Source organism: Paenalcaligenes sp. (assembly GCF_030152715.1).
GTDB lineage: Bacteria > Pseudomonadota > Gammaproteobacteria > Burkholderiales > Burkholderiaceae_B > Paenalcaligenes > Paenalcaligenes hermetiae.
Genome location: NZ_JASLIX010000122.1, coordinates 1 through 11495 on the forward strand (window position 1 = coordinate 1; position 11495 = coordinate 11495).

Sequence of the window (11495 nt, forward strand, 5' to 3'; positions counted from 1 at the left end):
GTGTTATTTGGCACAGTGCTTGGGCTAAATGACGAAGCATTGTTATTAGTTACAGCCACCTCCACTTTAAGTTTGATCGTCTTGAGTCTGATTTATCGTCCCTTAGTGATGGATTGTTTGGATCCGTTCTTTTTACGTTTGCAGTCCAAGCGTATGGGGTGGGTACATGCGATTTTCCTTGTGCTGTTAGTTATGACGTTAGTTGCGGGTTTTCAAGTATTGGGAACATTGATGGTGGTAGGGATTATGATGCTGCCGGCGGCATCAGCTCGGTTTTGGGTGCATTCAGCTAGCCAGCAAATGGCCTGTGCTGGGGGGCTGGGGGTGGTGGCATCGTATTTTGGGTTGCTGTTGTCCTTTCATGCTGATGTGCCGGCCTCGCCAGCCATTATTTTGGTTGCAGGAACCATCTATTTTTTATCGATATTTTTTGGGCGTTATGATGGGATTTGGCAAGTGATACGTCGTTCCATACGCGCTTATCAACGAGTAAGTACTGGGGGAAAGAATGATAAACACGTGGATTAAATCCGTTGGGTTTGGCGTAGCTTTTGGGATTTGGGCGCTAGGCTCAGCACAAGCAAAGCCGCTCGAGGTTGTAAGTAGCTTTTCCATTTTGGCAGATATGGTGCAGCAGGTGGGCGGGGATAAGGTGGTTTCTACTGCAATCATAGGGCCTGAGAGTGATGCCCATAGCTTTGAGCCACGCCCGAGTGATGCTAAAACTCTACAGAAGGCCGACTTGGTCCTGATCAATGGAGCCCATTTTGAAGCCTGGCTGCCACGGCTTGTACAGTCTGCGGGGTATCAAGGTAAGGTAGTGGAAGCGATTGAGGGTATTCCGTTACGAGCGTACGAAGAGGAGCATGAGCCTGGTCACGATCATCATGATGCGCACGACCATCATGGGCATGACCACGGTGAGTACGATCCACATGCGTGGCAAAGCTTAGCCCACGCGCAAGTGTACGTGAAAAACATTGTAGAAGCTTTAATCGAAGTCGATCCTGAAAACAGTGTGTACTATTCACAGCGAGCTAAGGATTACACCCAGGCTATACAGCAATTGCATCAACGCTTTGTCGAGGATTTTGCACGGATTCCCGATCAAAATCGTACGGTGGTGACCTCGCATGATGCATTTGGCTATTTTGGGCAGGCTTATGATATTGAGTTTTTGTCTCTACTTGGGGCGTCGAATCAAGCAGAGCCTTCGGCAAAGGAGCTGGCTGGTTTGATTGATTATATGCGAGATAACCATGTTAAAGCTTTGTTTATGGAAAACATTTCCAGCCCCAAACTGTTAGAGCAGATAGCACGGGAAACCCACGCTAAAATAGGCAAGCCGTTGTATTCAGATGCTTTGGCCAAAGCGCCACATGCCGCGTCTACGTATTTGGGTATGATGCAGTGGAATGGCGAAGCATTGCTAGAGGCTCTAGAGCCCTAGGTTTCGGGTGGACGCTGATGCCGCGGGTGTAGTTTTAAAAATTGGGCCCGTTGCTCATCGCTTAGTTGGCTAAGGCTTTGTGTGGAGCTGATATTGGCGTGCCCCAAAAGTTGTTGAACCCCTTGCGTGTCATTTGAAGACTCTAGCAAATGGTTAGCAAAACTATTGCGCAAGCGATGAGGAAACACCGGTTTAGGGATACCAACCTGTTGGGCGCGCTGCTGTAGTTGTTTTTGGATGACGCGGGGACTAATGCGTTGCCCTCGTACCCCTAAAAACAACGCCGCAGCACTGTCCATATCAGTCAGAGGTGATTGGAGCACAGCAGAGGGAACAAGTTCGGCGCGTTTTTCTAGCCATTTTTGCAAGGCAGTGATGGCTTTGCTGCCAATGGGCAGGGTGCGTTGGCGCTCCTCTTTGGTGTGAATCGTGACCTCGGCTGTTTCAAGGTCAACCCACGCTTTGGATTGGTAGTGTGGGGTTTGAAAAGGGTGAGTATCCAGCGCTACCAGCTCAGCTAGCCTTAAGCCACTGGAATATAAAAGCTCAAACATAGCTTGATCACGCCAAGCCACGGCATCGGCATCCTCGGCGGGGATCGCGTTCAGCAGTTTTTCAGTGTGGGTAATGGATAAAATTTTGGGTGCGGGGATGGGACCGCTTGGGGCACGTAGATGCAGCGTAGGGTTATAGTTGGTTTGATAGTGCTGACTAAACCAGTTAAAAAAATTACGCCACGCTGATAGCATGCGCGCCAGACTGCGCGCTTGTATGCCCTCGGCCTGAAGTTGCCCCAAGGCAAATTGTAAATGGTTGGGGGCGTAACGAGCTGGTGAGGGCAGTGGGTATAAACGGGTTAGATGAGCCAGGTCGCGTCGGTAAGCCGCGATGGTGTCTGCCGCTGCTTGCTCGGACTGCAGATACTGTAACCATTGCTGAATTGCTGTGTCTGTATTAGGCAATGTGTTTTTGTGGTTCATAATAGCGTGTCAACATAGCCATAAAAATTTTTCCCATCGCCACTAAAAAATCCGTACCGATATTATAGGTAAAGCGAGAGGCCATATCTGAGCCTAACGCTAATGCCCCTACACAGTGGGGCTTATCCCACGCATACAGAGGGATCACCGCCATTGAGGCCATGGGCTGCTTAAACCAAGCACCAGCTGGACTGCCTGACACAGGTCCCGTATAGGGTGTCTCTCTTCGTTCTACCCATGCTCTTGTGCTGGGGGTGGTGTCAGCAACGGGGAAAGGGTGTTGATCCCACCAGAGTCGCAACTCAATACTTTGTAAGCCATATTGTTTTTGTAGGCTTGCGCACATGGTTGTGCAAATCTGTATTGTGGTTTGTGGTTTGGCTAAGAGTTCACACGTCCAGTTAAGTAAGGCTTGGCTAATCAGCTCATTTTCACGCGCGTTATGTAAAAACTGGTGGATTTGTTTTTCGAGTCGTTGGTTTTTTTCTCGTAAGAGCAAGGTTTGACGTTCGGCCAGAGAAATTAGCTTATCGGTACGAGGGTGCGGCAAGCGTAACCCTAAAAGTAGGTCAGGTCGTTCTAAAAAAAACTGTGGGTTTTGAGCTAAAAACTGCGCGACCTCTTCTGCAGAAACTGGGTAATGACGCATGGGTAAAAATCCTACAATAACTAACGTTGTAAAGAAGAAGGAATAGCAGGCGCCTCTGGGGGGATTTTATAACGGTTATAGCTCCATAGGTACTGAGCGGGAAAACGTTGGATTAGGGTTTCCATGGCGTTATTAATCGCATAGACCATACTTTCTAGCGTGGCAGGCTCAGGCAAGTGTAATCGTAAATAGTGAATACGCCAGCCTTGCCCTTTGGGCAGGCGTTCACCTGCGGTTAATACCACAGGTACATTGGTTTGCAGGGCTAGCTTGGCGGCTAGAGTCATGGTGTAAGCGGCGCGCCCAAAAAAAGGAGCCCACATGCCATCACCAGAGCTCGGGACCTGATCTGGTAACATGCCCACGGCCTCGCCGCGTTTGAGGGCTCGTAAAAATTCACGAATCCCACGTACGGAGGCTGGCACTGCGTTTAACCCCGGCATATTACGCGATTCGCGCATAGCGGGCTCAATAAAAGCTTGGCGGGGTGGTCGAAACATGACGGTAATTGGACCATGTTTGACTAAGGTACGCGCTGTGATCTCAAAGCAGCCCAGATGGGGCGTTAAATACAATACACCCTTGCCCTCGGCGAGTGCTTGCGTAACGACGTGCTCGTCGGTGGAGATGCATTTACGTAAACAGGTTGGGGCATCTAACCAGACTTTAGGGGTTTCTAAAATCATGGCGCCTGTTTCTGCAGCGGCTTGGCGCGCAAAAGCAGAGGAATCGTAGCCGGCTTGGGCGGCGTTGGCGCGTAAACGATTGCGATAGCGACCAGGAAATAAATACACGAGAACCCCAAGGCATCGACCGATGCCATGAAGCCAGCGTAAAGGGAGTTTAGCAATCAGTTTGAGCAGAAACAAAAACATAATAAGTGAATGCGGTGTGGATAAATAACAATATAGTATGAATCTTCGGTTATTTTTGCTTAAAATAGAACTATCGCTGAGTTAACCGACAACTTGCGGAGCGATACTCTCATATAGAGACCTAAATTCCCGCTAAAGCGTCGCGCCCTGATATGTCTTGTTTAGGCTTTTTTGTGGTGCAACGCCCTTGCTTTAACTAAAAACCTACAGGATGTATTACTGTGGCACATAACGATTTTCTTTTTACTTCCGAATCCGTTTCCGAAGGCCATCCAGACAAGGTCGCCGATCAGATTTCTGATGCTGTTCTTGATGCGATTTTCACCCAAGATCCTAACGCACGCGTTGCTGCTGAAACCCTATGTAATACGGGTTTAGTCGTGATGGCTGGCGAAATCACCACCACAGCCAATGTGAACTACATTGATGTGGCACGGGATACACTAAAGCGCATTGGCTATGACAATGCCGATTATGGCATTGATTATAAAAGCTGCGCGGTGTTGGTAGCATACGATAAACAATCTCCTGATATCGCTCAAGGTGTAGACCGCACCCCTGAGGAAATCATGAATCAAGGTGCTGGCGATCAGGGTTTAATGTTCGGCTATGCCTGCGATGAAACTCCCGATTTAATGCCAGCGCCCATTTGGTATTCGCATCGTCTGATGCAGCGTCAAAGCGAGCTACGCAAAGATGGGCGTTTGCCATGGCTGCGCCCAGACGCCAAGGCTCAAGTCACTTTCCGTTATGTAGACGGTCAGCCTACCGAGGTCGATACCGTGGTGCTGTCTACCCAGCATGATCCAGAAATCAGCCAAAAGGACATTCACGAGGCAGTGATCGAGGAAATTATTCGTCCCACTTTTGCCGAAGGTTTGCTTACAGAAAAAACCCGTTTTTTGGTGAATCCTACTGGTAAATTTGTGATTGGTGGTCCTAATGGGGATTGTGGCTTAACTGGACGCAAAATTATTGTGGATACTTACGGGGGGGCGTGCTCACATGGTGGTGGGGCGTTTTCAGGTAAAGACCCATCTAAAGTGGACCGTTCTGCTGCTTATGCGGCGCGCTATGTGGCTAAAAACATTGTAGCAGCAGGCTTGGCGCGTCAATGCGAAGTTCAGGTTAGCTACGCAATCGGAGTGGCAGAGCCAATCAACATTACGGTTTATACCAACGGCACAGGCATCATTCCTGATGATCAAATTGCCTTGATGGTGCGTGATCACTTTGATCTGCGTCCCCGCGGTATTGTGCAAATGCTTGATTTATTGCGTCCTATCTACACAAAAACGGCGGCTTATGGACACTTTGGTCGCAGCGAGCCCGAATTTACGTGGGAGGCCACGGATAAAGCAGCAGCGTTAAAAGCGGCGCTTTAATTTCACTTTCTATGGTGGCGGATGGTAAAATCCGCCGTATAGGGCTTGCTGCCACCCCCAAACCTGAGGAGCGTTGCGACCGTTATTGGCCAGGCTCAGGTTTGTGAAGTAAAACAGATATCGTTTTAACGACGCTCACCTTAATTCTGTGATCAGAGTAGGTGAGCTATTTTTTTGCTCCTGTTCTGATCACCGCATCACAGGAGCTTTTATGTCTACCTTTTCTGATTACAAGATTGCCGATATTGGCTTGGCCGAATGGGGGCGTCGTGAGATCGCCATTGCGGAAACTGAAATGCCAGGCCTAATGGCTACGCGTGAAGAGTACGCTGACGCTCAGCCTCTAAAGGGAGCGCGCATTGCGGGTAGCCTGCACATGACGATTCAAACCGCTGTGTTGATTGAAACTTTAGTGGCATTAGGCGCCGAGGTTCGCTGGGCATCTTGCAATATTTACTCCACTCAGGATCATGCGGCGGCAGCGATGGCGGCTAACCAGATTCCCGTGTTTGCCATTAAAGGCGAAAGCCTTGAGCAGTACTGGGAATATTGCCATGAGATCTTTAATTGGCCGGGTGAACAAGCCAATATGATTCTTGATGATGGGGGCGACGCCACACTGCTCTTGCATCTGGGGGCAAAAGCAGAAAAAGACCTATCCGTTTTGGATCATCCAGGTAGCTCCGAAGAAAAAGTCATGTTCGCTAGTATCCGGGCACGCTTGCAGCAGGATCCAACCTGGTACTCCACACGTTTGGCGCAGATTAAAGGCGTTACCGAAGAAACCACCACGGGAGTACAGCGTTTATATCAGATGTCTAAACAAGGTGAGCTAGCCTTTCCTGCTATCAACGTCAATGACTCGGTGACTAAGTCTAAATTTGATAATTTGTATGGCTGCCGTGAATCCTTGGTCGATGGGATTAAGCGTGCCACTGATGTTATGGTGGCTGGCAAAATCGCCGTAGTATGTGGTTTTGGGGATGTGGGTAAAGGTTGTGCGCAAGCTTTGCAAGCGCTACGCGCTCAGGTTTGGGTTACTGAAATCGACCCCATTTGTGCCTTGCAGGCGTCGATGGAAGGCTATCGTGTCGTTACCATGGAAGAAGCAGCAGATAAGGCGGATATTTTTGTGACGGCCACAGGTAACTACCATGTGATCACACGCGAGCATATGGAGCGCATGAAGGACCAAGCCATTGTATGTAATATTGGTCACTTTGATAATGAGATTGACGTGGCCTCGTTGGCGGATCTGGAGTGGGAGGAAATCAAACCTCAGGTGGACCACGTAATTTTCCCTGATGGCAAGCGTATCATCTTGTTAGCTCAAGGGCGTCTTGTCAACCTAGGGTGTGCGACGGGTCACCCCTCTTTTGTGATGTCGGCGTCGTTTACGAACCAAACTATTGCACAAATTGAACTTTTCAATCACGGTGAGCGTTACGAAAGTGGTAAGGTATACGTATTGCCTAAGCACTTGGACGAAAAGGTCGCTCGCCTGCATTTAGCTAAGCTTGGTGTGAATTTAACCACGCTAACAGAAGAACAAGCTAAATACATTAACGTTCCCGTAGAGGGGCCGTACAAGGTCGATCATTATCGTTATTAATTTTTTTTGGGCATCTGCAAGGTAGATGCCCTTTTTATAACGGAGCGTGGAAGATGACTTTATTACTCGTATGGATTTTAAACGCCGTAGCCTTATTGATCGTAGCCTACTTATTACCCGGTATTCATGTGGCCAGCTTTGGCTCAGCACTGATAGCGGCTGTTGTGCTAGGGCTGTTAAACATGCTGTTAAAGCCAGTGCTACAAGTGCTAACACTGCCGCTCACGATTGTGACATTGGGTTTATTTCTTTTGGTTATTAACGCTCTGTTATTCTGGCTGGCTGGTTCTATCCTCAAAGGGTTTGAGGTAACAGGTTTCTGGTGGGCGTTTATTGGAGCGATTGTGTACAGTATCGCTACCAGCTTATTGTCTAAACTTATTCCATAATTTAAAAATAAATGAGTGCTAAAGCGATTCTTAGCGCGGAGTTTTTCCCTCCGCGCGACATTGCCGCACAGGAAAAACTTGTGCGTTCAGCAAAATCCTTAATGGGGTTAAACCTTAGTTACGTGAGTGTGACATTCGGGGCAGGGGGCTCCACCCGCTCGGGTACGGCGGATGCGGTGCAGCTTTTGCAAAATTTGGGTTTTGATGTGGCGCCGCATTTATCTTGTATTGGCGCAAGTAAAGCCGATATTGCTGAGATTTTGGACTCTTATCAGCAAAAAGGCGTGAAGCGATTAGTGGCATTGCGCGGGGATTTGCCTTCCGGTATGGGGGGGGATGTGGGCGAGTTACGCTATGCCAGCGATCTGGTGGCATTTATTCGCGAACACAGTGGAGATGCCTTTCATATCGAGGTAGCCGCTTATCCAGAAATGCACCCACAGGCCCTTTCTTTTGATGACGATGTGCGTCATTTCGTCCATAAGGTTAACCAAGGAGCAGACGCAGCGATTACGCAGTATTTTTATAGTGCAGGTGCTTACTTTGATTTTGTGGAGCGTGTACAAAAAGCTGGTGTCACGATTCCTATCATCCCTGGCATTATGCCTATTACTAACTCCTCACAGTTGTTGCGTTTTTCAAATATGTGTGGGGCGGAAATTCCTCGGTGGATTCGCTTGCGCTTAGCGGATTTTGGTGATGATCGTGCTTCTATCCGGGCGTTTGGTTTAGATGTGGTCAGCCAATTGGCACAAGATTTAATTGATGGTGGCGCGCCGGGCTTGCACTTTTACACGCTAAACGGCGCGGAAGCCACCATGAATATTGTTAATCGTCTTAGCCTGTAAAGGTCGGGGCAGGTACCGCCCAGCCTTTGTCAGTTAAGACGGCATCAAGTGGCACATCATGGGCTTGAGGGTGATAAGAATAAGACGATAAATCGCCCACAGCCCATGCTATTCCAATACTAATAAAAGGGTGGGATTGGGCTTGGAGCTGTGCTAAAGTGCGATCATAGTAGCCTTTACCATAACCTAGGCGGTCGCCTTGACGACTAAAGCCCAGCGTGGGCACAAGAATAATATCCGGATGGGGGGCAATCTCCAGTGTATCGGGTTCTTGAACGCCAAACAGCGCGCTTTTCATGGGGGTGGTAGGCTGCCAAGGCTTAAATACCAGTGGGGCGTTCTCTGCAACTATACAGGGTAGGCTAAGACGTAACTGCTTATCATCCGCCCATTGCTGTAAAAGCGGCTGTAGATCAGGTTCTTGAGCTAATGCCCAAAACGCAGCAATATGTATAGGCCGATCTGGGTGAGACCATTGCTTTTTATAGCTATTTAACCACGTAAATAAACGGCCGCGCATCAATAGGGCACCGCGTCGGCAGTCGGCTGGGTCTTGTTGGGCGCGTAAGCGCAGTAGGGTTTGACGTAAATCAGTTGGGTTTAGAGACATAAGCTTTTCTTTAAAAGGGCGAATACATGGTAATGCAATTACGGTATCAGAAAAAACAGGTTTCAGGCAGGTTTTGGTCTGGACAACGTTTTTCTTCACAAGTGGCGCTTTGGGCAGGCAGCTTGCTATTAGTTGGCTGCGCTGGAGCTAATGCGCCCTCTGATTCGAATGCACAAGTCCAAACCCAGACAGTAGTTAGCCAAAAAGCAGCACCACCCCCCGCCATGCGTTGGCAAGGCTTACCGCCTGTCCCAGCGCAAGCGCGTCAAGCTGTTTTACAGGCTCGAGAGGCAGTACAAGCCAAAAACTGGAAACAGTTAGAGGCGTTGGTCCAGCCGGCAAAAGCCGATCCGGTGCTGGGTGCTTATCCTGCCTATTGGCATTTGCGTCAACAGCTCTACGATACAACACGTCCTGTGCCTTCAGATCAGTTGTGGCAGTTTTTACGTGAGTATGATGATGAGTATTTAGCCCAACGCTTAAAAGGGGATTGGGCCATTGCGGCGGTGCGAGCCGGTGATTTTGCTTTGATCAATCAGCTAAACCCAGCAGACTTAGGTAATACACAGGTACGTTGTGCGGTGGCCTATGGTTTACATATGCAGGGGCAGCGTTTAGACACAGAGGCTTTGTTGCGTTCGTTTCGGCCTGGGGCGACTTGCTGGTCGTTATTAGACCAACTATGGTCCGATAAGGCGGTGGGCTTTCAGGCTGTGCGTGATTTAATGCGCGCCGCTTTAGAACAGGGCAAAACAAACGATGCGCGTCGTTTTGCTGCCATTATTTTTGATGGTAAACAAATGCAGGATTACACTGCCTTGATGAAAACGCCTCGTCAATGGCTAGATAAGAAAACCACGGTACAAGGACAAGCCGATCAGGAGCTCGTCACATTGGCTTTATCACGCTTAGCTCGTGAAGCAAATCGTGCCACACAGGCTCAATATATTGAACAAAAATGGCAAAGCAAACTGCCTCAAGAAAACATAGATTGGGTGTGGGGGCAGTTTGGGTTAGTGCCGGCCTTGCGGGTGGAAAACGATGCTGCGCGTTGGTATAGAAAATCAGGGAAAAGCCCGAAAACGGATTATAACCATGCCTGGGAAGTGCGGGCTGAGCTTCGGCAATATCCAATTGACTGGGTGCGGGTAGAGCAAGCCATAGCAAAAATGTCGGCTCGACAGGCATCAGAGCCAGTGTGGGTGTATTGGCGTGGTCGTGCTTTGGCAGCACAAGGCAAAGCTACCGAGGCGCAAGCCGCTTTTATGTCGATTACGGATGACCTAGGCTTTTATGGTCAGCTCGCTAATGAAGAGCTCGGGCGAGCTATTCCGTTGCCACCTGCTCCACCAGCTGTGACGGTAGCCGATATGCAAGATGTGCAGACTCGTCCAGCGTTATTACGTGCGTTGGAGTTATTTAAATTAGGTTGGCGTCCAGAAGCGACTGCAGAATGGGGGTATGGGATCCGAGGAATGAGCGATAGACAGTTACGCGCCGCTGCAGAGCTAGCACGTCACCATCAGGTTTATGATCGGGTTGTAAACACCTCATTGCTGACTAAACAGGAAATTGATTTTAGCCAACGTTTTGTTGCGCCATTTGAGGGTAAAGTTACAGAAAAAGCACGTTTAATTGGCTTGGATCCCGCTTGGGTATATGGCTTAATCCGGCAAGAGTCGCGCTTTATGACAGATGCCCGCTCTGGCGTGGGGGCATCGGGTTTGATGCAGCTTATGCCAGCAACAGCCAAATGGACTGCCAATAAAATTGGTATGAAAACCTTTAAGCCCGCCATGGTCAATGACTTTGAGGTCAACACCGTCTTGGGGACAAACTATTTAAATATGGTGTTACAGCAGTTAAATGGTTCTGAGGTATTGGCTTCGGCTGGTTATAACGCGGGACCTGGGCGTCCCATTAATTGGCGCTCACGTTTACAAGGCCCTGTAGAGGGAGCGATATTTGCTGAAACCATACCGTTTACAGAAACCCGCTTATATGTAAAAAATGTGCTATCTAATGCCACTTACTATTCCATGGTGTTTAGTGGGCAGCCGCAGTCCTTAAAGCAGCGGCTTGGTACGATTGCGCCGCAGGCAAGAGCAAAAACGGAGCTACCCTAATGCGCTTGTCGGATACGCAGCAGCAGGCGCTGCAAGCCTTATTTGGACCACAGGATCCGTTGTTAGCTGGGTTAGACTGCTATGTGGTAGGGGGTGCGGTACGCGATGCATTGCTTGGGTTGAAGGCAGGGGATAAAGACTGGGTCGTGGTGGGTGCCACACCAGAGCAGCTTGCTCAACGCGGCTTTATTCCAGTGGGAGGGGATTTTCCTGTTTTTCTTCACCCTCGTACCAAAGAGGAGTTCGCTTTAGCGCGGACAGAGCGTAAATCTGGGCGTGGTTATCAAGGCTTTACGTTTTATACTGGTGTGGACGTGACTCTGGAAGCCGATTTGCAACGGCGTGATCTTACCATCAATGCGATGGCCGTCGACGCGCAGGGGCAGCTTCATGATCCTTTGCATGGGTATGCGGACTTACAAGCACGTATATTACGCCATGTCGGCGATGCGTTTATCGAGGATCCAGTCCGGTTGTTGCGTTTAGCGCGTTTTGCAGCGCGTTTTTCTGATTTTTCTATTGCGCCTACCACGATGCAGTTTGCCACGGTGCTGGTAGAAAATGGCGAGGT

11 protein-coding genes, 1 pseudogene and 1 riboswitch are annotated in these 11495 nt (G+C 49.2%); of the genes and pseudogenes, 8 read left to right on the top strand and 4 right to left on the bottom strand.

The window, feature by feature from the left end; translation table 11 throughout:
• On the top strand, positions 1 to 528 hold a 528-nt coding region (locus tag Q1V74_RS09980), incomplete at its 5' end, for a metal ABC transporter permease (protein ID WP_300648579.1).
• Positions 509 to 1450, top strand: a complete 942-nt coding sequence (locus tag Q1V74_RS09985) for a zinc ABC transporter substrate-binding protein (protein ID WP_300648580.1) — start codon at positions 509 to 511, stop codon at positions 1448 to 1450. The genes Q1V74_RS09980 and Q1V74_RS09985, both read left to right, overlap by 20 nt.
• On the opposite strand, the gene Q1V74_RS09990 is transcribed toward Q1V74_RS09985, so the two are convergent.
• Genes Q1V74_RS09990 through Q1V74_RS10000 form a run of 3 tightly spaced genes read right to left on the bottom strand, consistent with a single transcriptional unit; the run spans position 1447 to position 3954 of the window.
• On the bottom strand, positions 1447 to 2430 hold the full coding sequence (locus Q1V74_RS09990; protein ID WP_300648582.1) for a tyrosine-type recombinase/integrase: 984 nt from the start codon (positions 2428 to 2430) through the stop codon (positions 1447 to 1449). The two genes, Q1V74_RS09985 and Q1V74_RS09990, sit on opposite strands and share 4 nt — an antisense overlap.
• A complete protein-coding gene (locus Q1V74_RS09995; protein WP_300648584.1) occupies positions 2405 to 3079 on the bottom strand; it encodes a DUF484 family protein in 675 nt (224 codons plus the stop codon). The genes Q1V74_RS09990 and Q1V74_RS09995 overlap by 26 nt, the downstream gene beginning before the upstream one ends.
• A gap of 20 nt (positions 3080 to 3099) precedes the next feature.
• Positions 3100 to 3954 (bottom strand): lysophospholipid acyltransferase family protein, encoded by an 855-nt coding sequence (locus Q1V74_RS10000; protein ID WP_300648586.1) that lies wholly within the window; start codon positions 3952 to 3954, stop codon positions 3100 to 3102.
• Positions 3955 to 4175: 221 nt separating this feature from the next.
• On the opposite strand from Q1V74_RS10000, the gene metK reads away from it, so the two are divergent.
• The 4 genes from metK to metF all read left to right on the top strand — a co-directional run bounded on the left by metK (position 4176) and on the right by metF (position 8188).
• Positions 4176 to 5339, top strand: coding sequence for a methionine adenosyltransferase (gene metK, locus Q1V74_RS10005; protein WP_300648588.1), 1164 nt, complete (start codon positions 4176 to 4178; stop codon positions 5337 to 5339).
• Positions 5340 to 5398: 59 nt separating this feature from the next.
• Positions 5399 to 5483: riboswitch (S-adenosyl-L-homocysteine riboswitch) on the top strand.
• Positions 5484 to 5550: 67 nt separating this feature from the next.
• Complete coding sequence (gene ahcY / locus Q1V74_RS10010) at positions 5551 to 6951, top strand: adenosylhomocysteinase (protein WP_260649452.1); 1401 nt, start codon at positions 5551 to 5553, stop codon at positions 6949 to 6951.
• Between the two features lie 53 nt (positions 6952 to 7004).
• The gene (locus tag Q1V74_RS10015; protein ID WP_260649451.1) at positions 7005 to 7340 is read left to right on the top strand and encodes a phage holin family protein; all 336 of its coding nucleotides are present in this window, start codon (positions 7005 to 7007) and stop codon (positions 7338 to 7340) included.
• A gap of 11 nt (positions 7341 to 7351) precedes the next feature.
• On the top strand, positions 7352 to 8188 hold the full coding sequence (gene metF, locus Q1V74_RS10020) for a methylenetetrahydrofolate reductase [NAD(P)H] (protein ID WP_300648592.1): 837 nt from the start codon (positions 7352 to 7354) through the stop codon (positions 8186 to 8188).
• Here the strand turns inward: metF and Q1V74_RS10025 are convergent.
• Positions 8178 to 8798 carry a 5-formyltetrahydrofolate cyclo-ligase gene (locus tag Q1V74_RS10025; RefSeq protein WP_260649449.1) on the bottom strand — a complete coding sequence of 207 codons (621 nt, stop codon included), beginning with the start codon at positions 8796 to 8798 and terminating at the stop codon, positions 8178 to 8180. The genes metF and Q1V74_RS10025 overlap by 11 nt on opposite strands.
• 26 nt (positions 8799 to 8824) lie before the next feature.
• Between Q1V74_RS10025 and Q1V74_RS10030 the strand changes: the two genes are divergently transcribed.
• Entirely contained in the window at positions 8825 to 10924 is a 2100-nt protein-coding gene (locus Q1V74_RS10030; RefSeq protein ID WP_300648595.1) for a transglycosylase SLT domain-containing protein, read from the top strand.
• Positions 10924 to 11495 (top strand): annotated as a pseudogene (locus Q1V74_RS10035) (tRNA CCA-pyrophosphorylase); the annotation flags it as partial. The gene Q1V74_RS10030 and the pseudogene Q1V74_RS10035, both read left to right, overlap by 1 nt.